Annotated in this window: 21 protein-coding genes and 1 pseudogene; 8 read left to right on the forward strand and 14 right to left on the reverse strand. The window is 60.5% G+C overall.

Annotation, left to right across the window (positions count from 1 at the left end; genetic code table 11):
- Positions 1-38: 38 nt before the first annotated feature.
- From AACY08_RS13810 to AACY08_RS13845, 8 genes are all read right to left on the reverse strand, one after another.
- Complete coding sequence (locus tag AACY08_RS13810) at positions 39-845, reverse strand: 2-keto-4-pentenoate hydratase (protein ID WP_339469906.1); 807 nt, start codon at positions 843-845, stop codon at positions 39-41.
- Entirely contained in the window at positions 842-2449 is a 1608-nt protein-coding gene (locus AACY08_RS13815) for a bifunctional 3-(3-hydroxy-phenyl)propionate/3-hydroxycinnamic acid hydroxylase (RefSeq protein ID WP_339457076.1), read from the reverse strand. Before AACY08_RS13815 ends, AACY08_RS13810 begins: the two co-directional genes overlap by 4 nt.
- Positions 2450-2510: 61 nt before the next feature.
- Complete coding sequence (locus tag AACY08_RS13820; protein ID WP_339469907.1) at positions 2511-3113, reverse strand: amino acid synthesis family protein; 603 nt, start codon at positions 3111-3113, stop codon at positions 2511-2513.
- 15 nt (positions 3114-3128) lie between these two features.
- Positions 3129-3587 (reverse strand): VOC family protein, encoded by a 459-nt coding sequence (locus AACY08_RS13825; RefSeq protein ID WP_339457073.1) that lies wholly within the window; start codon positions 3585-3587, stop codon positions 3129-3131.
- A gap of 11 nt (positions 3588-3598) precedes the next feature.
- Complete coding sequence (locus tag AACY08_RS13830) at positions 3599-4639, reverse strand: VPS10 domain-containing protein (protein WP_339469909.1); 1041 nt, start codon at positions 4637-4639, stop codon at positions 3599-3601.
- Between the two features lie 12 nt (positions 4640-4651).
- Entirely contained in the window at positions 4652-5446 is a 795-nt protein-coding gene (locus tag AACY08_RS13835; protein WP_167655331.1) for an SDR family NAD(P)-dependent oxidoreductase, read from the reverse strand.
- Positions 5447-5473: 27 nt separating this feature from the next.
- Positions 5474-6964: an aldehyde dehydrogenase family protein gene (locus tag AACY08_RS13840; RefSeq protein WP_339469911.1), complete on the reverse strand. Its 1491-nt coding sequence runs from the start codon at positions 6962-6964 to the stop codon at positions 5474-5476.
- 11 nt (positions 6965-6975) lie between these two features.
- Entirely contained in the window at positions 6976-8517 is a 1542-nt protein-coding gene (locus AACY08_RS13845) for an acetolactate synthase large subunit (protein ID WP_339469913.1), read from the reverse strand.
- A 288-nt stretch (positions 8518-8805) separates the two neighbouring features.
- Between AACY08_RS13845 and AACY08_RS13850 the strand changes: the two genes are divergently transcribed.
- The gene (locus AACY08_RS13850; protein WP_339457066.1) at positions 8806-9564 is read left to right on the forward strand and encodes an IclR family transcriptional regulator; all 759 of its coding nucleotides are present in this window, start codon (positions 8806-8808) and stop codon (positions 9562-9564) included.
- Between the two features lie 29 nt (positions 9565-9593).
- Here the strand turns inward: AACY08_RS13850 and AACY08_RS13855 are convergent, their stop codons facing one another.
- From AACY08_RS13855 to AACY08_RS13865, 3 genes are all read right to left on the reverse strand, one after another.
- Entirely contained in the window at positions 9594-10916 is a 1323-nt protein-coding gene (locus tag AACY08_RS13855; protein WP_339469915.1) for a hypothetical protein, read from the reverse strand.
- 38 nt (positions 10917-10954) lie between these two features.
- Entirely contained in the window at positions 10955-12391 is a 1437-nt protein-coding gene (locus tag AACY08_RS13860; RefSeq protein ID WP_339469918.1) for an aldehyde dehydrogenase family protein, read from the reverse strand.
- An 81-nt stretch (positions 12392-12472) separates the two neighbouring features.
- Positions 12473-13921 carry an APC family permease gene (locus tag AACY08_RS13865; protein ID WP_339457061.1) on the reverse strand — a complete coding sequence of 483 codons (1449 nt, stop codon included), beginning with the start codon at positions 13919-13921 and terminating at the stop codon, positions 12473-12475.
- Between the two features lie 308 nt (positions 13922-14229).
- Between AACY08_RS13865 and AACY08_RS13870 the strand changes: the two are divergent.
- Together AACY08_RS13870 and AACY08_RS13875 are read left to right on the forward strand one after the other, a co-directional pair.
- Positions 14230-14450, forward strand: a pseudogene (locus AACY08_RS13870) (hypothetical protein); the annotation flags it as partial.
- Between the two features lie 154 nt (positions 14451-14604).
- Positions 14605-16743: a methyl-accepting chemotaxis protein gene (locus AACY08_RS13875; protein WP_339469919.1), complete on the forward strand. Its 2139-nt coding sequence runs from the start codon at positions 14605-14607 to the stop codon at positions 16741-16743.
- Here AACY08_RS13875 and AACY08_RS13880 read toward each other — a convergent pair.
- A complete protein-coding gene (locus tag AACY08_RS13880; protein WP_339469920.1) occupies positions 16691-17707 on the reverse strand; it encodes a helix-turn-helix domain-containing protein in 1017 nt (338 codons plus the stop codon). The genes AACY08_RS13875 and AACY08_RS13880 overlap by 53 nt on opposite strands.
- A 209-nt stretch (positions 17708-17916) precedes the next feature.
- On the opposite strand from AACY08_RS13880, the gene AACY08_RS13885 reads away from it, so the two are divergent.
- The 3 genes from AACY08_RS13885 to AACY08_RS13895 all read left to right on the forward strand — a co-directional run bounded on the left by AACY08_RS13885 (position 17917) and on the right by AACY08_RS13895 (position 21421).
- On the forward strand, positions 17917-19293 hold the full coding sequence (locus tag AACY08_RS13885; protein WP_339469921.1) for an aspartate aminotransferase family protein: 1377 nt from the start codon (positions 17917-17919) through the stop codon (positions 19291-19293).
- Positions 19294-19320: 27 nt separating this feature from the next.
- Positions 19321-20775, forward strand: a complete 1455-nt coding sequence (locus AACY08_RS13890) for an aldehyde dehydrogenase family protein (RefSeq protein ID WP_339469922.1) — start codon at positions 19321-19323, stop codon at positions 20773-20775.
- An 82-nt stretch (positions 20776-20857) separates the two neighbouring features.
- Positions 20858-21421, forward strand: a complete 564-nt coding sequence (locus tag AACY08_RS13895; RefSeq protein WP_339469923.1) for a cytochrome b — start codon at positions 20858-20860, stop codon at positions 21419-21421.
- A gap of 300 nt (positions 21422-21721) precedes the next feature.
- Here AACY08_RS13895 and AACY08_RS13900 read toward each other — a convergent pair whose 3' ends face one another.
- Entirely contained in the window at positions 21722-23947 is a 2226-nt protein-coding gene (locus tag AACY08_RS13900; RefSeq protein WP_339469924.1) for a putative bifunctional diguanylate cyclase/phosphodiesterase, read from the reverse strand.
- Complete coding sequence (locus AACY08_RS13905; protein WP_339469927.1) at positions 23944-24231, reverse strand: hypothetical protein; 288 nt, start codon at positions 24229-24231, stop codon at positions 23944-23946. The genes AACY08_RS13900 and AACY08_RS13905 overlap by 4 nt, the downstream gene beginning before the upstream one ends.
- Before the next feature lie 123 nt (positions 24232-24354).
- On the opposite strand from AACY08_RS13905, the gene AACY08_RS13910 reads away from it, so the two are divergent.
- Positions 24355-25167, forward strand: coding sequence for a DUF1206 domain-containing protein (locus AACY08_RS13910; RefSeq protein ID WP_339469928.1), 813 nt, complete (start codon positions 24355-24357; stop codon positions 25165-25167).
- Between the two features lie 147 nt (positions 25168-25314).
- Entirely contained in the window at positions 25315-26757 is a 1443-nt protein-coding gene (locus AACY08_RS13915) for an ATPase domain-containing protein (RefSeq protein ID WP_339469930.1), read from the forward strand.
- The last annotated feature ends 8 nt before the right edge of the window (positions 26758-26765 follow it).

The raw sequence follows: 26765 nt of genomic DNA on the forward strand, positions 1-26765 counted from the left end.
TCGGCGGCCAGATTGTTTTTTTTGGCCTGAAGGCGGGCTCAGTCATCCATAACAGTCGCTGGCGATTGCGCAGGCACGAGGCCTGTGCGGAAATCCAAAGCCAGTTCCGTGCCAAGCATGCGCAAACGATAAGCGCCCGGTTGTATACCCAGCGGTGCCAGCAACGCACCGGACAACACGACCTGCCCGACGCCCACGGGATGACCGTCCGCGAGCAGACGCCGCACCAGCCAGCACAGGTTGAACAGAGGGCTGTCTTCGCGCGCCTGGGTATCACCGCTGCCGAGCAATGCGCCCTCATGCTCCAGGCGATACGCCACGCAGGCATGCCGCACCGCATCGAACGGCACGCGCGGCCCGACACAGTAAAGCCCTGCGGCGGCATTATCGGCCAGGAACGCGCCAAGCCCGAAAGCCCAGCCCTGCCAGCGGCAGTCGGCGATTTCGAAGGCCGGGGCCACCTCGGCAATTGCCGCCAGAATCTCCTCGTCACGGTAATCGCCTGGCGCCAGGGGCCGCCCGAACACCAGCGCCAGTTCAACCTCCAGCTTGGGCTGGATCAGCCGCGCGAACGACACCGTGCTGCCCGGCTCGACTGCCATGGCCGACGTGAGCGCGCCATACACTGGTTCATCAAGGCCAAAACGCGCCTGCGCCGCCCGGCCGGCAAAGGCCACCTTCCAACCGCTCAGGCGCTCACCACCTGCCAGGCGCTGTGCCAGGCCCTGGCGCAACAGCGTGTAACCTTGCTGCTTGTCCAGCGCCTCGGGCGGCAACGGTGCAATGGCGCGCGCGCTATGCCCGGCCTCGTGCAGTTGAACGAGCAACTCGTCAGCGCCACTCATGACAGTTGCTCCGCCAGCTTGCGCAGCACGCCGTCAAGCCGCTCAGGCGTGGTGATGGCGGCGACGAAGCGGTCCGGACGCACTACAACGATGCAGTCACGCACCTTGGAGAACCATTCGCCCAGGCGGTTATCCACGTCCTCCACACTCAATGCATCATTGGCTGTCAAGGGCTGGTTACGCCCAACGCCGCTGCGCGAACGATTGACCTGGATGAAACGTGTATCCCAGCGCGTCCAATACTCGGCCATCGCCTCACTGAGATGCTCACGCGGGTTCACGCGATAACCCAGCACGGCATAACCATTGCCGAGCACCTCGTCCAGGCGCCGACGCTGGCCCTGGTCGTCTTCGATATTCGGCTGGATGAACAACTGCCCGACCAGATCATCCTCACGCAACTCGGCCCGCTCGTGATACACCAGCCCCTTGGTGATGGTGGCCTTGGGTTTGAACTTGAATTCCAGCAAGTGCGAGCGCAGGTTATCCACGCTGTTGACCGCCTGGAACAGCCAGTCGCGTACGCCGGCCATCAGCGGGTTAGTCAAGCCGAGGACCGCACCCATGTTGTCGGCCAGCGCCACCAGTTCGGTCGCGTGACCACGCCGCTCCTGGTCGTAGGTAGCGAGGATCGACGGCGCCGCGCGGCCCTGGATGATCGCTGCCAGTTTCCAGGCCACGTTGGCCACGTCGCGCAGGCCCGAGTTGAGACCCTGCCCGGCCCACGGCGGGGAGATATGCGCGGCGTCGCCCACCAGTGCCACACGCCCTTCGACAAAGCGCGCGGCGACCCGCGAGTGGTGGGTATAGGCTCGGATGCGGATGACGTTGAGGTTGTTCACGGCATCGCCGATATGCCCGTGGATCAGTTTGCGAATCGTCGCCTCTTCGCACATTTTCGCTTCGTCCTCGCCCTCCATCAGCATGAATTCCCAGCGTCGCTGCTGGTAAGGCAGGTAGATGCACACGAAGGGCCGCTGCGGGTCGGCATGCAGCGCTGTGTAAGGCGCATCAAGTGTGTCGTTGGCGGTGTCGACCACCACCCACTTGCGCGGATGGGTCAGCCCGAGCAGTTCGATGCCGAGCTTTTTGCGCACGGTGGAGCGTCCGCCGTCGGCACCGATCACATAGTCAGCCTGGAGCTGGTAGATCTCGCCGTCGGCATCGCGCACCTGCAGGGTCACACCCTCGGCATCCTGATCGAGTTCCAGCAATTCGTGGCCCTGACGCAACTCAACGCTGGCATGCTGGCCGAGGTGTTCACGCAGGGTACCTTCGAGCAACTGCTGCATGAAGATATTGCGCATCGGCCAGCCGTAATGCGCAGTGCTTGGCTTGACCTCGGCGAAGCACACGCCGCGCGCATTGTAATAGCGCAGCGGTACGTCGCAGATCATGTCGCGCACCGCCAGCTCGGCGATGCCGATGCCCTGCAGCACACGCAACGCCTCATCGTCCATGCCTACTGCACGGGGATAAGGCAGGATGCCGTCGGCCAGCTCAAGGACGACGCAGTCGACACCGTACATTCCCATAGAGTGCGCGGCCGTAATGCCGTTGGGGCCCCCGCCCACGATGACAACTTGGGTCTTCTCCTGCTTCATCGCTATTCACCGCTTTTCTTGTTGTGGTTTGAGTCCAGCACCGCTTGATCCTGCGCGTTTATCAGTGCAGACCGTCAAGGCCTTTTACGTCTTCGGCTTTCAGCCCGCCCAACCGCGCATGCAGGCGTCCGCGTGTAGCGAAGGCCCAGATCACGACGATCTCATCCGGCGAAGGGCCGTCGCCGAAGGTCACCGAGAAACTGTCGTAGTGCGAACGCACGTACAGGGCGTCCTTGTGCGCCAGCGGCACGTCGATGGTCGAACCTGGGCCACCTCGCTTGCCGGTGGACGGCACCCACGACTGGCCACCGCCCAGGGCGACGCGAATCGGATCGGCGGCCGGGTTGGTCAGAAACGCATTACCGTGCTCGTACTCGCCTGCGCTGCCCACCAGAATGGCCTTGCCGTAACTTTCAATCTGACGCGAGCCGGCCAGGGCCTGGATACGTCGGCCGAATTCTTCGCCCAACAGCGGGGACGGCTCGATCAATTGCGAAAGGTCTTCGCTGTAGCGGCCGGCATACGGGTTGGCGATCACCGCAGCGATGGCGTATTTGAACACCGGTTTGCCATCGGCCAACTGGCCGGTTTCATTGGCCAGCGTCTCTTCAACGAAGCTGTACCACTTGCGGATGTGATAGCTGGCGAAGTTTGCGGTTTTCATCGGGTCTGCCTCTGTTCAAAGGGGGTCGAGTGGGTCAAGCGTGATGTTGCGACTCGGCGCACCGGCGGCCTTGAAGCGGGCCTTGCCGCACGCGTCGTCATGCTCGGTTTCGAGAAAAAATTCCATGCGATTGCAATCGGGATCGTTGAAATACAGGCCGTTGCCGATTTCATGATCGGTAATTTTCACCACCTCGACGCCCTTCTTCAGCAGCATGCCGTAGAGCTGGCGCAAGGTGGTCATGTCACCGGCGATTTCCAATCCGTAGTGCTGCAGCCCCAGCCCGCCCTGGTGGGCGCCGGGTTCTGCGCGAAGCAACGCGATGTCGTGATGCTTGGTGCCAAACGCCATCATCACCCAGCTCTCGCCACGGGCACTTTCGTGCATGCCCAGAATGTCGGCGTACCAGCGTGCCGACACATCAGGATCACTCACCCAGAGCGATAAGTGAGTTCGAAGGATTTCGACTTTCATCACTGTTTACCTCAGTTTTTCTTGACGATGGATTGATGCCCGGCCTTGATTTGCGCCACGGCAGGCGTCCACAGCACATCGGCGATCTCGCTGAATTCGCGCCAGTGCTTCTGCCAGCCATCACCGCCGTTGTCGGACGTAAACAAGTGCCCATACTTGGTCCCCGCCACAATCTGGCGCGGGTTGGCCGGGTTAAAGGCAATCGCCCAGACGCAGGAATTGGGTTGCTGCGGCAACGGCAGCACGTTCCAGCTGAGTGCAGCATCACGGGAGACGAGGATCTTGCTGGTGGTGCCCGGCGTACCATCGGAAATGCTCAGGTACAGCTCGTCCTGCGTGCCCAGCGGCGCATTCATGGCGCGCAAGTAGTAAAGGCCGAAGGCTTCGCGACCGACAATGCCGGTCCAGGTCAGACCCTCGTCCAGGCTGCGGTAGACCGCATTCACGCAGACCACCACGATGACTTTTTCGCCGTGATTGGGCAGTACCACAATGTTGTGGATGTCCGAGTTGTAGTCCCACAGCAGCCGGTCGTCGACACGGGTCCAACTGTCGCCGCCGTCACGGGAATGGAACAACCCGCCCTCCTCCAGGCCGAACCACAGCTGCTTGCGGTCGGTAGGGTCATAGGCGAAGGCCAGCAGCCGTGGACGACTGACACCGTCGCAGAACTCGGGAATTTCCACCGGGGCGCGATCCCAGCTCAGGCCGCCGTCCAGGGTGCGCCACAACACGGCACGCGAAGGCGCGCCGGTGCCGACGAAAATCCGTTGTGCATCCTGCGGATCAACCGCAACTTTCCACACGGTCTGCCCGTTGAAAGGCGAATCGATGCGCTGCCAATGCCCACCGGTATCGTGGCTCACACACAAGCCCACATCGGTACCGGCATAGATCCGCTCGGGCGTGTCGGGGTGCAGGCTCAAGGATCGGGTGATCGCATCGAACTCCAGGTCCTGCCCCAGGCCAAGGCGATGCCAGGTCTTGCCATCGTCGGCGCTGCGGATCACCGCTTGCCCGACGGTGGCGACCAAAAGGGTTCCACTACTCATCTGTGATACTCCTCAGATATAGATGCCACGGGTCAAACCGCCGTCGATGCCGATGGATTCACCGGTCACCGCAGCAGCTTTCGGCGACGCCAGGAAGCCAATCAGCCAGCCCATTTCAATCGGTGCGAGGGTACGGCGAATCGGCGTCGCGTCGATGTAGGCCTGCTCGACCTGCTCGGCGGTCTTGCCCTGCTTGACTGCTTCGCGCTCGTACAGCTCCTGGATATGCGGGGTATCGACGACGCCGGGGTGAATCAGGTTGACCGTGATGCCTGAAGGGCCGAGCTGGTCGGACAGGGTCTTGGTCATGTGCGCGATCGCCAGGTTGCGCATGCCCGAGAGCACTTTGCTGCTGCGCCCGGTGAGGCCGCCGATGTTGATGATGCGACCGAAACCGCCCGCCTTCATGTGCGGGGTCACGGCCTTGGCGCACCGGAAGTAGCCGATCACCTTGGTGTTGAGGTCCGACAGCAGTTCATCATCGCCGGCGTGTTCGATGTCATTGCGCACCACACCCGACGGCGCTGCGGCACCGTTGACCAGGATGTCGATACGGCCGAAGTGCTTGTGCGCCGCCTCGACCATCTCCGACACGGCCTTCATGTCATTGGTGTCACAGAACAGCGGCAGTACTTCATTGCCGGTCTGTGCGCTGATCTCTTCGGCCGCCAGTTGCAGGAACGCCATGCGCCGCGCGCAGATCACCACCTTGCAGCCTTCCTCGGAGAGAAAACGTGCGACTTCCTTGCCGATGCCCATACCGCCGCCGGTGACGATGGCCACGCGGCCTTTCAATTCCAGATCCATAGCAATTACCTCGTGTGATTATTCAGTTCAGGCCAGATCGACAAACACGCTTTTGGTCTCGGTGTAGGCGTCGATCACGTTCTTGCCCATTTCCCGGCCCCAGCCGGATTGTTTGTAGCCACCAAACGGCGAAGACGGATCGACCACGTTCCAACAGTTGATCCAGACCGAACCGGCCTTGAGCTGCGCGGCCACGCGGTGCGCCGAGCGCAGGTCGCGGGTCCACAGGCCGGCGGCGAGTCCATACGGCGAATCGTTGGCGCGCAGCACCAGATCGTCGATGTCGGTCCAGCTCATGACGGTGAGTACCGGGCCAAAGATTTCTTCGCGAGCTACGCAAGCCCGCTCGGCACGGTCGAGGAATACGCTCGGTTCAATGAAATGCCCATGCTTGAGGTGCTCGGGACGGCCGCCGCCGCAGATCAGTTCGGCGCCCTCTTCCTGGCCCCGTTGCAGGTAGCCCTTGACGGTGCTCAGTTGCCGCGCGGACACCAGCGGGCCCATGCTGCTGGCGGGGTCCAGGCCATTGCCAAGTACATGGGCGGCGGCATGGCGCTGGAGTTCTTCGAGTACCTTGTCGAGCACGCTGGCATGCACATAGAGGCGCGAGCCGGCCGTACACACCTGGCCCTGGTTGTAGAAAATCCCATCGGCGGCGCCCTTGGCGGCGCGCACGATGTCGGCGTCGGGCAGAATGATGTTCGGCGACTTGCCGCCCAGTTCCAGCGAGACCTTTTTCATGTTGCTGGTGGCCGCCTGTGCGATCAGGCGCCCGACCTGGGTCGAGCCGGTAAAGGCGATCTTATCCACGTCCGGGTGCTGTGCCAGCGGTGCGCCGGTGTCGGCGCCCAGGCCGGTAATCAGGTTGACGACGCCGGCAGGAAAGCCTGCGGCCTCGATCAGTTGCACCAGGCGGATCGCGATCAGCGGCGTTTGCTCGGCGGGCTTGAGCACAGCCACGCAACCGGTGGCCAACGCCGGGCCGAGCTTCCACACGCACATGGTCAGCGGGAAGTTCCACGGCACGATCAGCGCGCAGACACCGACCGGCTCGCGCAAGGTGTAGTTGAGCATTGGCGCGCCGCTTGCCGGTGATACAGGCAGCGTGCTGCCTTCGATCTTGGTGGGCCAGCCGGCGAAGTAGCGAATGATATTCGCCGCGCTGGCCGCTTCACCGCGGGCGTTGGCGATCGGCTTGCCGTTCTCCAGGGTGATCAGTTGCGCGAGTTCCTCGCGGTGCTGGTCCAACAGATCGGCCAGGCGAAACAGCAACAAGCCGCGCTGCGCCGGGGACTGCAAGGCCCAGGCGCCGGTAAAGGCTGCGCGCGCGGCCGCGACAGCCGCGTTCACATCGCGTTCATCGCCTTGGGCGACTTCGGTCAGGGTCTGTTCGGTGGCCGGGTTTTCCACGGCAAAGCGACGACCGCTGGCGGCGTCCTGCCAGGTACCGCCGATGAACAGGCGACCGGGCTGCGCCAGGAAGGCCTGGACGGCAGGTAATAATTCGAGCTGATGCATAGTCGACTCCTTCACAGCGCCATTTCGATCAGGCAAGGACCACGGTCAGCCTTGGCATTGGCCAGCGCCCGTTGCAGTTCGGCATTGGTCTGCACCGTGCAGGCCGGGACCCCGTAACCTTTGGCCAAGGCCTTCCAGTCAATACGCGGGCTGTCGAGCACGGTCAGGCGCAGGGCTTGCGGGTCCATTTCAGTCATGCCGAAGCGACGCAGCTCGTTTTGCAAAATCGCGTAGCGATGGTTGGCGGCAATCAGGATCACCACCGGCAACTGCTCGCGGGCGATGCTCCACAGGGTTTGGATGGTGTACTGGGCACTGCCGTCCGATTGCAGACAAAACACGCTATTGCCGCGTTCTGCCAAGGCTGCACCGAACCCCACCGGAATCCCCTGGCCAATCGCGCCACCTGTATTGGTCAATACCCGATGACGCGCGGCGCGGGCGGAAGCGGTAAAGAACGGGTAGCCGCAGGTGCCGCCCTCGACCGAGACAATGCTGTCATGAGGCAGTGACGCGGCCAGCACTTGGCCGATGGATTGCGGTGTCAGCTCGGCATGGCCGGGCGGCAGTTCGATACCCTGCGGGGTCGGTACATACGCCGGCGCATTCAGGGCATCGGCCAACGCCGCCAGCGCGCCGGCGACGTCGTCACCGACTTCGGCCAACGTCAGCAGACGCTCACGTTCAGCGAGGCGCGACGGGATGCCTTCGTAGCCAAAATAACTGATGGGCTCCGGCACGCCTGCGCATACGACAAGGTCGTACTGCTCAAGAATTTCAATCGCCACTTCCGGGAAATACGGCAGGCGATCCAGGTCCGGCAAGCCACCGCCACGGTAGCTCAGGCGCGGAAAGGTCTCGGCAAACAGGCGCACACCGGGCAGTTGCGCCAGGCGCCCCGCTGCTTCGAGGCCCGCGACCGACAAGCCCTCATCGCCGACGATAAACACCAGGCGCTGACCGTCACGCAGTGCCTGCGCCACGGTTTCGACCCGGTCACCGGCAAATCGGCGCACCGGCGCGCGCAACGGGTTGAACACACCGTCATGCTTCACCGCGTGGGCTTGCAGGTCCATGGGCAGAATCAAACTGGCGATCTGACCTTTGGCCTGCCAGGCCGCACTCACCGCTTCCTGCAAGTCTTCACCGATACCCGCCGCCGTGCGCGAGGTGCGCACCCAACCAGAGACGGTGCCGGCCAAGGCCTGGATGTCACTCGCCAAGGGCGGATCGTAGTTTACATGCCAGGAGGCGTGGTCGCCGATGACGTTAACGATGGGTGTATTGGCCCGACGCGCGTTATGCAGGTTGGCGATGCCATTGGCAAAGCCTGGGCCCAGGTGCGTCAGGGTCATCGCCGGTTTGCCGGCGATGCGGCCATAGCCGTCCGCCGCACCGGTACATACCCCTTCGAACAACGACAACACCGGCTTGAGGGCAGGTGCGCTGGCCATGGCCGCCACCAGCGGAATCTCGGTGGTGCCCGGGTTGGCAAAGCAGTACTCGATACCGCTTGCCGCTGCCGCATTTACTATCAGTTGCGCGCCATTCATTGTCAGCCCTCTCGCTTGAGCGTTTTCTTTGGTGAGATTTATCACACACAGGAACACTTCAAACAAGTTATTTTTACTTAAAATCTCTTATTTTGAGATTTAAGTGATATTTAAATCCGAAAAGCTTAGTGTGTCGACCTGCAGGGTCGGGCTTGCTCGTGAATGCGGTTTGTCAGTAATTTCCATCACTGGCCCACCGCTTTCGCGAGCAAGCCCGCTCCCACATTGGATCTGCGCTGTTTTCGCCTATAGTGCTTACCCGCGTGCCATCCCTTCTCTAGGAACGAAATGAGCAGCCTGAGTAAATTGCTGAATGTCCTGGACCTGTTCGGTCCAGCGACGTTGAAGATCGACCCGGACACCATCGCCGAGCGCATGGGCCTGTCGCGCGCCACCGCGTATCGCTATGTCAAGGAGTTGTGCGACGCCGGCCTGCTGACCCGTGTGGATGCCGGCCACTACGGCCTGGGGCCGCGCGTGATCGAGCTGGACTGGATGATGCGCCAGTACGACCCCATCCTTCTGGCGGGGCGCGAGCTGATGCACGAGCTGTCGGCGCAGACCGGCTTGGCGGTGTTCGCCAGCGTCTTCTACGACGGGCGCATCATCAACACCTACATCGCCGAACCCACCGACACGTATCACTTCTCCTTCGGGCGCGGGCATCCGCTGCCCTTTTTTCGCGGCGCGCAGTCCAAGGTATTGATCGCCTTCCAGAAAGGTCGACGCCTGCAGCGCCTGTTCGAAGAGCATATGGCCAGCGACCCGGACAGCCCCTACGACTGGGCCAGCTTTGCCAAGGCCACAAAGAAGATTCGCAAGGATGGGTACTGCATGACCCACGATGAACTCAACCTCGGCCTGACTGGTATCGCCGCGCCCATCATCCAGCCAGATATCGACGAGGTGATCGGCAGCCTGTCCGCCGTCGGCAGCACCCAGAGCTTCAAGCTGCTGCGTCAGGAAACCGTGATTGAAATGGTCATGGACACCACCCGCCGGATTGCCGAGAACCTGCGCAATCCGCCGGGCGCCGCCGCGTCCTGAGGTTCAGGCGCGACCGCAGCAGTGGTGGGCTAGAACGGCACGGCGATGGTCAACTGGCTGTAAACGTTGGTGCCGTCGCCGGCGACCTGGTTGCCCCCGGTGGTGGCGTCCTGCTTGGGCTTATAGAGGCCGATCAGCGGCGTGACGATCAGGTGCGGGTTGACGGCCCACTCGGCGTATACATCCAGCTCCCGAGCATTGAGGTTCAGCGCATTGCTCTTGCGTACGGTGTCGAAGTCGAAGTACAGCGCACCCAGGGTCAGGTTTTCCAGAGGCGTGGCCTTGAGGGCCACGTGCTGGATGCTGGTGTTGCTGTTGAACGGCCCGGCATAGTTGCCCGCGACTTCGCCTTGCAGCCAGGTGCCATAGCCGGTGCTCAAGCCGGTGAACAGCGAATCCCACTGCTGTGAGTAGCGGGTGTAGCGGTAGCTGACCTTCGGCGTCCAGGCGACATCGGCAAAGGTGTAGCCAGCTTCGCCGTACCAGGCTTTTTCGGGGCCGGTGTCCTTGTCCTGCCAGGCATACTCGAACGCCAGGCTGACATTCGGCAGGCCTGCGTCGCCTTCGCCGCGCACGCTGTAGACATTCATGCCCTTGCGCTGGCGCTGAAAATCACTGGACCAGCGTTCGTTCACATCGATGCCATGCACCCAGGTCAAGCCCAGTGTGCCGGGTTTGGTGGTGTAATCCAGAGTACCGGCGGCCACTTCGGTTTCAGCCTGGGCGCGGTTATCGGACTTGAGCCACAGCAGACTGCCGTGCAGGCCATCCTTGCCGCCCAGACGCAGGAATGCGGTTTGATCGAAGGCGTGCCGCGCGGCCAGATAATACGCACCGCCACGGTTCAACGTGCCATTGGCCGGGCCCTTGCCCAGGTTCGGCCCGTCGTCGTTGATCAGGAAGCCACTGCCGAGCTTGACCACCTGGCGACCGCCGGAAATATCCACGCCGTCCTTGCCCAGGGCCGGAAACAGGTCGCCTGAGCGCCAACCCAGGTACGCATCTTCGATTTTGGTGGTGCGTTCGCTGCCCAGCGTATTACCGGCCGGGTCGCCGTCACCCCAGGTCGCGGAACTGACCAGCGCGAAGGCACCATAGGCGGTGCCATGGCCGGCCAGGGACTGGTCGCCACTCAAGCCATACTTGATGAAACCTTCGCGCCAGGTGGAACCGCCCGACGTGCCGTCATAGTTTTTGCGGCTGTTGAACATGCCGAACACGGCCGTCATGTCGGCATTCAGATGCCGGCTCTCATCGCTGTACAACTCATAGGCCTGGGCCTGGCTGATGGCGCAAAGCGTCAACGTACAGGCCAACGTACCGCTGAGAAATGACGTGGAGGGATACCGCATGATCGAAGCTCCTTGGTGTGCGCCTTTGAGAGGCTGTCTTAGTTGTCGAGGCGTGATTCGGCTGCGCGCTTGTTGACGAACAGCAACTGCTGGCCGGTGAATTCCAGTAACCCTTCAAGGCCGAACTCGACGCCAAACCCAGACATCTTGCTGCCGCCGAACGGCGTGTTCGGCTGAATGCGCGCGTGGCAGTTGACCCAGGCCACGCCACTCTCCAGACGGCTGGCCAATGCCTGCGCCTGTTCCACGTCCGGGCCCCAGACCGAACCGCCCAGGCCCATGTCGCCGGCATTGGCGCGGCGCAACACATCCTCGACATCCTGATAAGCGATCAGCGGCAATACCGGCCCGAACTGTTCCTCGTCGACCAGACGCTGGCCATCGCGCACATCCGCCACCAGCGTGGGCGGGTAGAAGAACCCGGGGCGATCCAGGCGTGCGCCGCCACACAACACACGCGCACCGTGTGCCCGCGCATCGGCAATCAGCGCGTCCACCAGTTGCAGTTGATCAAGGTTCTGCACCGGGCCGAAGTTGACGCCGGGCTCTAGCCCATTACCGACCACCTGGCGCTCGGCAATCCGCGTCAGGGCCTCGGCAAACGCCTGGTACTGGGATTCGTGAATGTACAAGCGCTTGAGTGCGGCGCAGGTCTGGCCCATGTTGAGGAAGGCGGCCTGGAAGATCTCTTCGGCCACCTCCTCCACCGACGTACCCGGCAATACAATCGCCGCGTCGTTGCCGCCCAGTTCCAGGGTCAGGCGCTTGAGGTTGGTGGCGGCCCCGCGCATGACGCTCTGGCCGGTGGCTGTGGAGCCGGTGAATACAATCTTCTGGATCCCCGGGTGCGACGTGATCGCGCTGCCGAAACCCTGCTCGCCAGTCACGCAGTTGATTACACCGTGGGGCACATGGCGCCCGATGATTTCGACCAGGCGCAACGTGCTCAGCGGCGTCAGGCTCGATGGCTTGCTGATCACGCAGTTACCCGCGCGCAGCGCCGGCATGATGTGCCATACGGCGATCATGAACGGCCAGTTCCACGGCGTGATGGACGCCACCACACCCAACGGTTTGCGGTGCAGTTCGATGCGCTGGGTCGGGGTTTCTTCCACCAGCTCCACGGCGATCTCCTGCCCGGCAGCGTAGCGGGTCCAGGCGGCGGCGCCCATGACTTCGGAAAACGCCAGCTCAAGCGGTTTGCCTTGTTCCTGCACGATCAGCCGGGCCAGTGCATCAGCGTCTTTTTCGATCGCATCGGCAATCGCATTGAGGTGCTCACAGCGCTGCCCATGGGTACTGTGGCGCCAGGTCTTGAAAGCGGCCTGAGCGGCGGCCACCGCCTCGTCCAACTGGGACAGCGAGCCGGCCGGGCATTGTGCGAATGCGGCGCCGGTCGCCGGATTGATCACGTCAAACTGGCCGTTTTCACCGGCAACCGAAACGCCGTTGATGAGCATCTTGTAATGGTGCATATGCAATTTCCTTTAACGCAGACGAGCCCTACCGCAGAACGGCAGCGAACAATTCACAGGAGAGAGGTTTCGAACCAGGCCTTAGAGCTTGTGGCTGCCCAGGGCCAGGAACCGCTGCGGCGACACCTTGCGCAGGCGCGCGGCGAGATACAGGCCGCCCAGAAGGGCTGCGGGAATCACCGCGCACAAGCTGTAGGACAAGAGTTGGCTGGCCCCCGTCAGCACATCGAAATGCGCCACCGCCAGTACCAGCACGCACAGCAATGCCAGGCACGACAATACCGGCAGAATGCGCCCGCGCAGCGGGCCGACCTTGAGTTCGGGGTGCCGATGGAAATACACGCAGATCGCGAACGAGGTCATCGCCATCAGCAGGATCACGCACAGGGTTGCCAGGTTGGAGAACCAGGCGAACAGTTGCAGGATTGGGTCGGCGTCCATCGCGGCGAAGATCAATACCACCACGGCCGCGATCAGGCTCTGCAAGGCAGACCCCATGTGCGGGCTCTGGTGCACGCGGTGGGTGGTGCCCAGCACGCTGTGCAGCAAGCCGTCACGGCCGATGGCGTAGAAGTAGCGCGCCGCCGCGTTATGGAACGCCAACAGCCCGGCGTAGATGCTGACCATGAACAGCACGCGAATGATCTGGGTCAGGTGCGGGCCGACGAAGTGATCGGACATGCCGTAGATAAAGGTGGTGGGGTCTTGCATGGCTTGCAGCATCGGCACGATCTTGTCCGCGCCCACACCCACTACCATCGACCACACCGACAGCGCATAGAACCCGCCGATCAGCAGCACCGAACTGTAGGTGGCGATCGGGATGGTGCGCTGGGGGTCTTTCGCTTCTTCCCCGTAGATGGTGGTGGCCTCGAAGCCGATGAAGGCGGCGAAGCAGAACAGCAGGCCAATGGACGGAGTGCCGCTGAACACATGCTGACGGGTGAACGAGTCGAGATTGACGCCGCTGTCACCCCCGGTTTTCAGAATGGCAAAGTCGAGGATCAGGATCGCTAGGTATTCGGCGATCACCACCAACGACAGTACCCGTGCCGAGAGGTCGATCTTGCGATAGCCGAGAAACGCGATGCTGGCCATCGCCATCAGCGAATAGGACCACCAGGGCAATATCACACCCGCCACGCTCTCCATGGTGCCGGCGACCACGCCACCGAACATGCCATACAGGGCGATCTGCAAGATGTTGTAGGCGAACATCGCCAGCACTGCCGCCGAGCCGCCGGCCAGGCCGCCCAGGCCACGGGAGGTGAAGGCGTAGAAACCGCCGGCGTTGGTGACATGGCGGGACATGGTGGTGTAACCCACCGAGAACGCCAACAGCACCAGCAAGGCCAGCAGCAGTAACGCTGGGGTGCCGGCACCGTTGCCCAGCATGATGCCGATCGGGAAACCACCGGCAATCACACTGAGCGGGCTTGCCGCCGAAATCACGAAAAAGATGATGAAGCCGACACCCAGGGCGCCACGCTTGAGCTCCGTAGAGCTGTTGACCGGGAGAGTTACGCTCATGTTATTGACCTTATTGTATGAGGCAGTCGCTGTGGGGTGGCCCCGATCCAGGCGCTATCGGTGCCGGGTAGCGCTTTTATTCTTGAGGTTGCACGCTGGATTCGATCCTATGCCCGCCCACATAACCCTCGCTATCCCAAATCGGTAACATCGCGGCCAGCGCCCCAAAACAGGTCAGGGCCGACTTATCCCCCCGCCGATTTGGGATAACGGCGCGGGTGCGCGCTCGTGCATGCTAGGTTCACCCGCCCTATGCCTGGCTGACCTGAAGTTGCCGGCGTAGGCCATTCAATTATCGAGCCCACCCTATGCCCTCCAAACGCCGCTGGCTGATCCTTGTCATTATCTCCAGCGATTGTTGCTCATCGTCATTGATAGGGCCGTGCTGTACACCGCCTTGCCCGACCTGACCCCGATCCCGCTGACGTTCAGCGAAGAGCGCGAACAGGCCATGGCATTTAGTATCTGGTCGTTTGTGGCCTCCGGCGGGGCGGCGCTCGGCCCAGTCGTGAGCGGCTTGCTGCTGGAGCTGCCGCTGTTCGGCATACCGCGATAATCACTGAATTACCGAACCGGCCTTGTTAAAACCCGAGACCGGGCGATATAGGACATACCAATAAGAAGTCAGTGGCCCAGGCCAACTGATGGTCAACAAGCACGCTGTTCACCTGCGAGATACTCCGATGCTCGACGCCCTCTCCATCCGTTTGAAAATCATCCTGCTGTCCGGCTTGTGCCTTCTGGGCGTCATCGGCCTTATCGTCAGCCTGAACCTCTATCAGAGCAACCAGAACAACCGGTTGATCAGTGCGTCCAGCAGCAAGATGCTGACCGAGAGTGGCGAGACGCTGCTGCTGGCCAAGGCCGCCGAGCAGACGGGGAACCTGCAGCGGGTCTTCGGCAACAGCCTGCTGCTCATTACCGCCCTGTCCGACCAGGCGGCCCATTTGCGCAACATGGCCGCCCAGCGCGGCTTGCCGGCCGCGACGTTGCGTGAGGAGCTGAACCAGAGTCTCAAGGCAACCTTCGAGCGCAATCCGCAGATACTCGGGCTGTGGCTGGTTTTCGAGCCGAACGCGCTGGAGGGTCAAGACAGCGCATTCGCCAACGACGCCGCGCGCGCCTCCAACGAAACCGGGCGCTTCGCCAGTGCCTGGAACCGGGGCGCTGGCGAAGCGGTGAACATCCTGATTCCCGAAAGCGATTTGCAGAAGACCGAACTCAGCATCAGCGGCACCCCCTATAACAGTTGGTACACCTGCCCGCGAGACACCCGGCGCACCTGCCTGATGGCGCCTTATGCCGACACCCAGGCCGGGCAAGTACAACTGATGACCACGCTGTCGATGCCGTTGATTGCCGATGGCAAGGTGATCGGTGCCCTGGGTGTGGACCTCGCACTCGGTGCCCTGCAAGCAGCGGCAAGCGATGCCCAGCGCATGCTGTTCAACGGTTCGGGAAGCATGCTGATTGTGTCCGACAGCGGCGTGCTCGCGGCCTACAGTAAGGATGCCGGCCAGGTTGCCAAGCCGCTCAGCGTCACATTGGGTAAGGAAAGCAAGGCGATACTCGCGGCATTGACGCAAAAAAAAGCGCTGGTGCTGGCCCAGGATGATTTGATCCGCGCCGTCTACCCCGTCGCGCCTATCCCCGACGCGCCAGCTTGGGGAGTGGTCATTGATTTGCCCAAGCAGGTATTGCTGGCTGACTCGGTAGCGCTTCAGACCTTGCTTGACCAGACCCAAACCCGCGACACGCTAGAGTCATTGCTGGTGGCCATCGGCGCCGGGCTGCTGGGCCTGCTGCTCATCTGGTTCACTGCCTCCGGGGTGACGCGCCCAATCAACAGTGTCGCGCAGATGCTCAAGGCGATTGCCAGCGGCGACGGCGACCTGACCCAACGCCTGCACTACCGCAAGAAAGATGAACTGGGCGAACTGGTGAACGGGTTCAACCGTTTCCTCGACAAACTGCAGCCCACCGTCGCGCAGATCAAGCAGAGCATTACCGATGCGCGCGGCACCGCCGACCAGTCTTCGGAAATTGCGCGGCTGACCAGTGAAGGGATGCAGGTGCAATTTCGCGAGATCGATCAACTGGCAACCGCCTCCAACGAAATGAGCGCCACCGCCCATGAAGTCGCCCATAGCGCCTCGAGTGCCGCCCAGGCAGCACGCGGTGCCGACCAGGCGTCCAGGGAGGGCATCACCCTTATCGAGCGCAGCACCCAGGACATCAATGCGTTGGCCCGCGAGGTCAGCAAGGCCGTGACGGAAGTCGAAGCCCTGGCGGTCAACAGCGAGCAGATCGGTTCGGTGTTGGAAGTGATCCGCAGCATTGCCGAGCAAACCAACCTGCTGGCACTCAACGCCGCGATCGAAGCGGCGCGCGCCGGCGAAAGTGGCCGAGGTTTTGCGGTGGTGGCCGATGAAGTCCGCAACCTGGCCAAGCGCACCCAGGATTCCGTCGAGGAAATCCGCATGGTCATCGAACGTATCCAAACCGGCACGCGGGGCGTGGTGGCGACCATGCATTCCAGCCAGACGCTCGCCCAGGACAACGCCGGGCAGATCCATCAGGCCGTGCAGGCGCTTGGCAAGATCAGCGACGCGGTAACGGTGATCAGCGACATGAACCTGCAGATTGCAAGTGCCGCAGAGGAGCAAAGTGCGGTGGCCGAAGAGGTCAATCGCAACGTCTCGACCATCCGTGGTGTGACTGAGACCTTGACGGAACAGGCCGCAGAGTCGGCGCAGATCAGCAGTCAGCTCAACGCACGGGCCAATCAACAGATGAAGCTGATGGACCAGTTCCGCGTGTAACACACGGCGGTATGGCGGCGCGTGATGTCTGGGACGGTAATTCGGCGAACAGCGCATGGTACTCAGCCGCGAAATGGCTGAGGTGGTAGAAGCCCCACTGGGCTGCGGCATCGCCAATCGAGAGATGCGCGGCCTGAGTGGACATCAAGGTGCGGCGTACGCCATTGAGCCGCACACAGCGCAGGTAGTTCAGCGGCGTGGTCTCGGCCACGGCGCGAAAGCTGTTCTGCACCGTGCGCCGGCTGACCTGGAGGCGTTCGCACAGTTCGAACACACTCGGCACGTCGAACTGCCCGGTGGTCGCCATGCGATGGCATTTCTCGACGATAAAACTTCGCGTGGAGCTGCTCGTGCGCTGCTGCTTATCGCAGGCCGGATCGGTCATGAGCTGCACCAACTCGCCGAGCATGGCCTGCTCCAGCGCCTCGTCGTGTTGTCGCTCCTGAAGGCTGTCGTGAGTCTCGCTGGCCATGGCCTGGGCGAATACCGTGAGCAAGCGCCGACGGGCATCGGCGAAACGCTGGCTGGAAACCCGGATCACCGGCTGACGCAGCAACAGGCTCACATCCTTGGCCGAAGCGGTTTGCGCCAGCGCCTGCTCGAACAATTCACGCTCGAACGTGATGGACAGCAGTTGCATGCCCATCGGCATATGAAACATGAACTCTTCGCCACCGCGCAGAAAAAACAGGCTGCTGTCGTCCACCTCCCGCCCCTGCATCCGCATCGAACCAGGCACGTTGATCGGCACCGCGAAGCACATCTTGCCGCGCGGTGCAACGCCGTGCTGCACGACACGCTGATTGATCTGCTCAAGGAAAACGTGGCACCCGCCGGTGGTCAACTGCATCAGCGAACTCTCGGTCGAGCCTGCGGTTAACTGGCTGTAGTCCTGGTTCCACTGCTGCACGTTGGCCGCATGAACGTGAACATCCTTAAAATGACCGATGCTGTTATTTCTCATAATGAGCAATATCCTCGGATATTTTTTATTCTAAGGTCGCTTTATTTGGCGATATTCTCACATAAAGCAATTAATGCAAATTTCGCGACAGATTCAGCTCATTCGACCTCACCTGCGTCGGCGCACCCATGTGCCGATTCGGGCTACCAGCCTGACCCGCGTCACGCAGATGATCAGGCCACATCAATCAACATCGCAGAGAATCCGTCATGAGTGAAGCCAAGCTTGCAGCCTTGCATTTCGCCGATGCACCGCGCATCACCTCCAGCACGCTCCCCGGCCCCAAAACGTGCGAGGCCCTGGCGCTTTCGGCGCGTACCGAGTCCATGGCACGCGGCGGCGGGCGCATGCCGATCGCCATGGACCGCGCCTTCGGTGCGACCTTCAAAGACCCGGACGGCAACACCTATATCGACCTGTCCGCCGGCGTCGGTGTCAGCAGCGTGGGCCGCTGCCACCCCAAAGTGGTGCAGGCGATTCGCGAACAGTCCGAAGTGCTGATGCATGCCCTGGAAATCAACAGCACCCGGCGTACCGAGCTGGCTGCCAAGCTGTCCGAAATCGCGCCCGAGGGTTTGCGTGGCGACTGCATCACCTTCTTCACGCAAAGCGGCAGTGATGCACTGGAGGCGGCGATCAAGTTCGCCAAGCGCATCACCGGGCGGCACCAGATCATCGCCTTTCACGGCGGCTACCACGGCGTGTGGAACGCTTCGGGTTCGCTGACCACCGGCACGGCCTACCGCAAGGGTTTTGGCGCCCAGATGGGGGGCGTGATTCACGCGCCCTACCCTTACGCCTACCGCTTCCCCTTCGACACTACCCACAAAAGCGCCGAGCAGATCGCCGGCGAGTACATCGACTACCTGTTGAACACCCCGTACACCGCCGCCGATGACGTGGCTGCCGTGATTGTGGAGCCGGTACAGGGCGAAGGCGGCTACGTGCCCCCGTCGCCGCAATTCCTGCAACTGCTGCGCAAGGCCTGCGACCGCAGCGGCACATTGCTGATCGTCGATGAAGTGCAGTCCGGCGCGGGGCGCACCGGCAAGATGTGGGCGGTCGAGCATTCCGGCGTGAAGCCCGACATGCTCACCTTCGGCAAAGGCATCGGCAGCGACCTGCCCATGGCCGGCCTGATCATGCGCTCGGACTTGGCGGCGCAGATTCCCGACGGCTCCATGCCCAATACGTTCGCCGCCAACTCGTTGTCGGCCGCCGTGGCACTGACCAACATCAGCATCCTCCAGGATCCTGAACTCGACCTGCTCAACCGCGCGCACACCTTGGGGCTAGAGGCACAGGCGCATATTCGCGGCTTCAACAGCCCGTTGGTCGGTGAAGTGCGCGGTCGCGGCCTGATGATCGGCATCGAACTGATCGAAGACCCGCTCACCAAGGCGCCCCTGGCGGGCGAGAAGATCGGCCAACTGATGGGCTATCTGCTCAACCACGGCGTGCTGATGATTCCCTGTGGCCGCTACAGCAACGTGATGCGCGTAATGCCCTCACTGACGATCTCGCGAGAGCTGTTCTTCAAGGCACTGGACATCTTCGGCGACGCCCTGGCTTCCCTCAAAGCATGATCTTGCCCACTAATCGAGGACCGCAAAATGACTGAGCACTTGAATCATTTCATCGAAGGTGCGTCCTGCGAAGCCTTCGACCGTCGTCGCATAGACCTGGTCAACCCCGTGACTGAGCAGGTGTACGGCAGCTCCGCGCGTGGCACCAGCGAGGACGTGGACCTTGCCGTGGCGGCTGCACGCCGACAACTTGAAGGCGGCGAGTGGAGCCAACTCGACGGCGCCAAGCGGGGGCGACTGCTGTCGAAACTGGCCGACCTGGTCGAACGCGACAGCGAATTGCTGGCCGATATGGATGCCGACGCCATTGGACGCTCGCCGATCGAACCACGTCGAATGGACCTGCCCAACGCGATTGCCAACCTGCGCGCCGCCGCCGGCTGGGCCAACCAGCTCGAAGGTCGGAGCATTCCCACCGGTGGCTACTTTGGCACCAAGACCCTGTCGTACACGGTACGCGAGCCCGTGGGCGTAGTCGGTGCCATCGTGCCCTGGAACTCGCCGCTGATGATCACCGTGTGGAAGCTCGCGGCGTTGCTCGCGGCTGGCTGTACCGTGGTGGTCAAGCCTTCGGAAGAAACCCCGCAGTCGGCCCTGCACCTGGGGCTGCTGGCGCAGGAAGCCGGCTTCCCGGACGGCGTGATCAACGTGGTCACCGGCTACGGCAACGAAGTCGGTCGCGCCCTGTGCGAGCATCCGGATGTCGCCAAGATCAGCTTCACCGGCAGTCCCGAGGCCGGGCGTGAGATCCAGCGCACGGCTGGTGTGTTGTTCAAGCGCGTGGCCTTGGAACTGGGCGGCAAGAGCCCGCAGATTGTGTTCGACGATGCCTCCTTCGACGACGCCCTGCGCGGCTGTACGCTCGGTCTGTTCGCCAACCAGGGGCAGGTGTGTGCGGCCGGTTCGCGGATCCTGGTGCAGCGCAGCCTCGCCGAACGTTTCGGCGTCGCGCTGGCCGAGGCTGCACAGGCGGTGAACGTGGGCGATCCTCGCGAGCCCGGCGTACAGATGGGTCCGGTGGCCAAGAAGGCGCAATTCGATCGCGTCAACCGCTACATCCAGCTGGGCATCGACCAAGGCGCAACGCTGCTGGCCGGCGGCGTCTCGGCCCCTAAGCAGGGCTGGTTCGTGCGTCCGACGATCTTCGCCAACGCCCGCAACGACATGGAAATCGCCCGGGACGAGATCTTCGGTCCCGTCGGCACGCTGATCACGTTCGACAGCGAAGACGAAGCGATCGCCCTGGCCAACGACAGCAGCTACGGCCTCGCGGCCACGGTCTGGACCAGCGACCTGGCCAGAGCGCACCGTGTCGCGGCGGCGGTGAAAGCCGGCGCCGTGGGTATCAACTGCTGGAGCCCATTGGACGCCAACCTGCCTTGGGGCGGCGTCAAGACCAGCGGTATCGGGCGTGAAGGTGGGTTCAGCGGCGCACTGGCCTACACCGAGGAGAAAGTCATCACCGTGCTGCTGCCGGTCTGAGCGCAGCCCCTGTCCTGACCGAGCCACCCTCCAACGTTGAGGGTGGCCATTCAACCGTGCATCGTTCCGTGGAGAGCCTGATATGAACCCAATAGATCAACCGACAATCGATCGGTACCCGACCTCCCTGCGCGTGTTGCACTGGGTGCGTGCCGTGCTCGTCCTGGGCCTGCTGTGGGTCGGCTGGCACATGACCGGCATGAATGATGAAGTGGCGAGCAAATACGAGCTCTACTACCCGTGGCACAAGTCCTTCGGGGTGTTGACGTTCCTGGTGGTCCTGACTCAGCTCGCCGTGCGTTTTCGCACCCCCCATTTGCCGCAGCCGCTGGAAACCCTGGCGGGGTATGAACGGTTTCTGTCACGCCTGACGCAGCGCATGATGTATGTGCTGCTGGTGATCGTGCCGTTGATGGGCTACTCCATGTCGAGCACCTACACGATGAGCGATGGGGTGTTCTTTTTTGGGGTTAACCTGCCGGAGCTGTTGCCAAAGAATGACGATTGGTTCGCGGTGTTCCAATGGCTGCACAAAGTCCTCGCCTATAGCTTGCTGGTGCTGATCGTGCTGCATGTGGCGGGGGCCCTCAAGCATCGCTTCTACGACCGGGACCCACGCAACGACGTCTTGCGCCGCATGCTCTGACGGAATAAGACCATGTGTCCGTAGCGTAAGAAAACGGCCATGCTGCGTGGTCCGGCGGCGCAGGCCCTCGCAGCACCTCCGACCCGCTGCTTCGCCGGCTGTATAAAGGCAACAAAATCGGGACCACCAAATGATTGCGACTCGCTGAGGAGATAGAAATGACAGCTTCTCGATCACCATTTGATCGCGGTTTATCCTCATGCCCATCGCCTAGAATTGCGACAGTCGTTGCGCAGTGAGTGCACGCTGTCGGGCGACGGTGCAACGGATTATTTATTCCACTAAGAGGTCAGTCTGGCTTCAAAAGCCCTGCTCAGGTAGTTGCGGGTTGTTAATAATTGGGTACGTCAAATTGTCGTCAGTCATTGAGACATAACGCTCAGTGAACTCATGAGCCGTCATAGGACGACCATAGAGGTAGCCTTGGCCCTCTTCGCATAAATAATGCCGCATCAGACTTTCCTGTTCGCGTGTTTCTATGCCTTCCGCAGTGACCTGAAGATTAAAGCCGGCAGCCAGCCTGACAACAGCCTCGATGATGACTTCATCTTTTTTACTACGTTCGACGCCACTGACAAACGAACGGTCAATCTTAAGCCGTGTGACCGGGTAGTCTTTCAGAAGGCTCAAAGAAGCATAGCCTGTGCCAAAATCATCGAACGCAATGCCTACACCCAACGAGCGAAGGTAGCGTAGGGGCTCCATAATTCGCTGTTCGTTTCGCAAAATTATATTTTCTGTAATCTCCAGTTCGAGTGCGCTCGCCGGTAAAGAAAAGTCGTTAAGCGCACTTTCAACCGTTTCAGCAAAGTCGCGCGTACGAAACTGAGCTGCGAACAAGTTGACGCCGATCCTGAAGCCGTCACAGCCGATATTTCGCCAATGAGCTGCCTGTTCACAGGCTGAGCGCAATATCCACTCGCCCACCGGTACCGCTAGAAGGCCTGCTTCTAGTACAGGTAAAAAAACCGCTGGAGACATGACACCCAGTGTTGGATGGTTCCATCGTATAAGTGCTTCGGCCCCAGTAATCACGCCATCTGCAAGGCGTACCTGGGGCTGGTAGTACAGTTCAAATTCTTTGTTCGCCCATGCCTGACGCATTGATGAGCTGAGCGCTCCTCTCTTTGACGCGGTGTGTCGATGCTCGGAGGTGAACATACGAACAAGGGATCGCCCGTCAGACTTGGCTTGATAGAGCGCCAAATCCGCGTTGCCTAGCATTTGCTCCCCATCGTAATCAGCGCCTGATCTCATCGACACGCCAATACTGGCTCCGATATAAATAGAATTATCTTGAAACTCTATAGGTTCCTCAATAAGTGCGATGAGCGCCAAACCAAGCTCAATCGCTTTGTGCTCATCGGAAATCTCTGCCATGAACACTACAAATTCGTCCCCACCCAGACGGGCCACCATATGACACGTCGGTACGCGTTTGCGAAGACGACTTGAAGTCACCCTGAGGACAAAATCACCCGCCGCGTGGCCTAACGTGTCGTTAACATCCTTGAAACCATCCAGGTCGATCAGAAGAATTGCCGCTGCTATCTGCGCGTCACACGCCTCCTTAATCCGCTGCTTAAGTGTTGATCGATTAGCGAGGCCTGTCAGATGATCGTACTCAGCAGCGTGCTTCAGTAGTTTTTCCGCCGCTACACGTTTTGTGACGTCACGGATGATCGCCCCAACTTGTGCCTCGCCGGCTTCAGTCCATTGTGAGAGAGAGAGCTCGATGGGTATTTTATGGCCGTCACGATGCAGGGCCGTCAGGTTGACGGATTTTCCGATGATGCTGGTTGGGCCGCCTGAGACTACCCTCGAAAAACCTGCATGATGTCTGGAGCGCATCTCTTGCGGAATAATGATGTCGAGAGTCTTTCCAACGGCGTCTTCGGATCTATGCCCGAAAATAAGCTCGGCCGAATTATTCCACGAGGTGATTTGATTTTTGCTGTTTGAGCAAATAATGGCATCGGGTGAAGTCGACGTGATATTCATGAACCGAGTGAGGCTATCCTCGTTCTTGAGTTCGAGCCGACGTAACTCCATTTTTTCAATAACGATGACGGCCAAGTCCTGAAGAACAAGCTGGTCACGTTCTGAAAATATCTCTCTTGGCTGATTGTCGATCAGGCATAAGCTACCCAGCATATGCCCCGTGGCCGTTACCAGTGGCGCCCCCGCGTAAAAGCGAATATGGGGAGCTCCGACAACCAGGGCGTTTGATCTAAACCGCTCATCCTGCAATGCATCAAGTATCAAAAAAACGTCACGACCCATGATCGCATAATTACAAAATGAGACGTCACGACCTGTTTCACACACAGCGAGGCCAACACGTGCTTTGAAGAATTGTCGGTCGCGGTGTACCAAAGAAATCAGGACGATGGGTACATCAAAAATCCGAGATGCCATTTGGACGATCTGATCAAATTCGTGCTCAGGTGGCGTATCCATCAGCTCGAAAGCATTCAAAATCTGAATGCGCTCTTCATCATTATCACTGACTGGGTAAGTACTCATTTGAGGTTATCGCTAAAAGCTGACCGCACATAGAAAGCGACGCGATTGGTATGGATCGCTGCTACTTCAGCATCGCTGCAAATAAGCTGCAAAAATATGCTCACATCATGAAAAAAAAAGAAAATTCTGTACATTTCAACACCTGTCCGCAGCGTATCGGCAGCTATTTCGAGCGGCTCATCATCTGTATCGTCAAAAAAACGGATATCTGTAGAAATCTCTTTCAGCGCGCAGGCGTGCGGGATGAGCGCGCATCGGGCCGAGACGCGACGCATCGACTTCATATTCAAACACGATGAGCACCTTGATCAGTTCAAAGTTGATGAGCATCGAAACAGGCTTCGCCTCAATCGAACCCCTCCCGGCAAGATGGGTCTGCTCTTGTATCACTCTCGGGAATAGATCCAATGTCCACGCAACACAGCCTAGTAGTACTCGCTCGCGGCGGATACGCCGCTCGAGGCGTGCTTTATTTGATCATCGGTATCTTCGCGCTGCTGGCAGCACAGGATTCGACAAAGCCGAAGGACAGCCATAAGAGCCTGGAAGCCTTGCTTGGCCAGCCATTCGGCTATTTTTTGGTTGGGCTTGTGGTGGCAGGTCTGCTCGCTTTTGCTGGTTGGCGCGTCCTGCAAGCGACGCGTGATGTCGATCATCACGGCACAGAACTCAAGGGTTTGGTTATTCGAGCGGGCCTGTTTTCCGGAGGTGTCTTCAACGGTGCTTTAGCGTTTTTTGCACTCGGCCTCCTCATGAGCGGCATTCGAAGCTCGGGCAATTCAGGAGGGCAAACCCAAGATTGGCTGGCGCATCTGTTGTCTTGGGAATACTCGAACGTGTTGGTGTACGTGATCGCCCTCATTCCACTTGGCGTTGGAGTGGCTCACATCATCAAGGGATGGAAAGCGTCATTCGAGAAATACTTTAACGCCGATGAAGACGTCATGCGCTACGTCCGGCCAGTGTCTCGGTTCGGTCTCATAGCTCGTGGCGTCGTGTTTATAGAGATTGCGTTACTACTGGCAGTCAGCGGTTCTTCCTATCAAGCCATGGACCCACCTGGTATGAAGGAAGCGCTCGACGCGCTCCAGAACCTCCCGGGTGGATGGTTGATTTTGATGGTGATGGCCTTGGGGCTGATTGCTTTCTCGGTTTACAGTTTTTCTGAAGCGTTTTGGCGCACGATAAATATGGATGTGCCAGGCGTACCGAAAACGTAGTTGAAGCCGTTACGACGAGTGTTTTTTTGCATTTCACATCGGTTGGTAGCTAGACGCCACGGCGGCTACTATGCAAATCCTGAATAGCCCCAACGCTCGAATGGCGTTAGCATCCTGCCCATTGGGTTTAACGATCAGGGTCGTACTGTGGAAAAGCTAAATCGCCTTCAAAGCGGAATCGAAGGGTTGGATGTACTGCTCAAGGGCGGACTGGTCGCTGGGGCCTCTTATATCATTCAGGGTCGCCCTGGGTCCGGCAAAACCATTCTGGCCAACCAGCTTGGGTTCCACCATGCGCGCAACGGCGGGCGTGTCTTGGTTGCCACGCTGCTGGCCGAATCCCATGACCGGCTGTTCCAGTTCCTGTCGACCTTGAGCTTCTTTGACGCAGCCCGGGTGGGCGCAGAAATTCAGTTCGTCAGCGCGTTTGACACACTGGAAAACGAAGGTCTTGATGAAGTGGTCAAGCTGCTACGGCGTGAAATCAGCCGGCAGAAGGCAACGGTCTTGGTCGTAGACGGTTTACTCAACGCGCGCTCCAAAGCCGACTCCCCGATCGATACCAAGAAATTCATTTCTGAACTGCAAGGTCACGCCGCCTTTGCCGGTTGCACCGTCCTGTTCCTGACCAGCTCGCGATTGGATGACGGTAGCCCCGAGCACACGATGGTCGACGGTGTAATCGAAATGGGTGAGGCGTTGTTCGGTACGCGTTCGGTCCGGCGTATTCAATTGCGCAAGACCCGAGGTAGCGGCGCGCTGACCGGCCTGCATGAGTGTGAAATCACTGACGACGGCCTGATGGTCTACCCGCGTCTGGAAAGCCTCTATAGCTACCCTTCTTCACACGACGACGCCGACCTCACGCGTATCCCCAGTGGCATCGGGTCGTTGGATGAGATCCTGCATGGCGGCCTGCACCGTTCCAGCGTCACGCTGGTGATGGGGCCATCAGGGATCGGAAAGACCACCCTGGGCCTCAAGTTTCTGGCTGAGTCAACGCCGGAGTCGCCCGGCCTGCATTTTGGCTTCTATGAAAGCCCTCAGCGCTTGCGCCTGAAGGGTGAGTCGTTGGGCATCGATATCAAACAGCTGGAACACAGTGGAGCGCTGACGATCGCCTGGCAACCGACAACCGAAGGTTTGCTCGACGGGCTGGGTGCACGTGTGTTGCGCGTCGTCGAGGAGAAAGGGATCAAGCGTCTGTTCATTGACAGTTTGAGCGGGATGACCCGCGTGTCGAACAACCCCGCGCGCATCACCGACTTCTATAGCGCGCTGATGAATGAGCTGCGTTGCAGGGGCGTCACGGTATTTGCATCCATCGAGATCCACGACCTTGTCGGCTCCGAGGTCAGCGCGCCGGCCTCTGAACTGTCCAGCATTGCCGACAACCTGATGTTGATGCGCTTCCAGGAAATTCAATCTGAACTTAAGAGGACGCTTTCCATTCTTAAAGTGAGAGACAGCTGCTACGACACCTCATTGCTGGAGGTCGTCATCCGTGACCAAACCGTTGAACTGAGAAAGGTTTTCCGACATGCATCCTCAGTTCCCGCACACTCTGCGCTGCCAGGCTCAGCATTATAAGTACTTGG

Source organism: Pseudomonas sp. EL_65y_Pfl1_R83 (assembly GCF_963970695.1).
Lineage (GTDB): Bacteria > Pseudomonadota > Gammaproteobacteria > Pseudomonadales > Pseudomonadaceae > Aquipseudomonas > Aquipseudomonas tritici.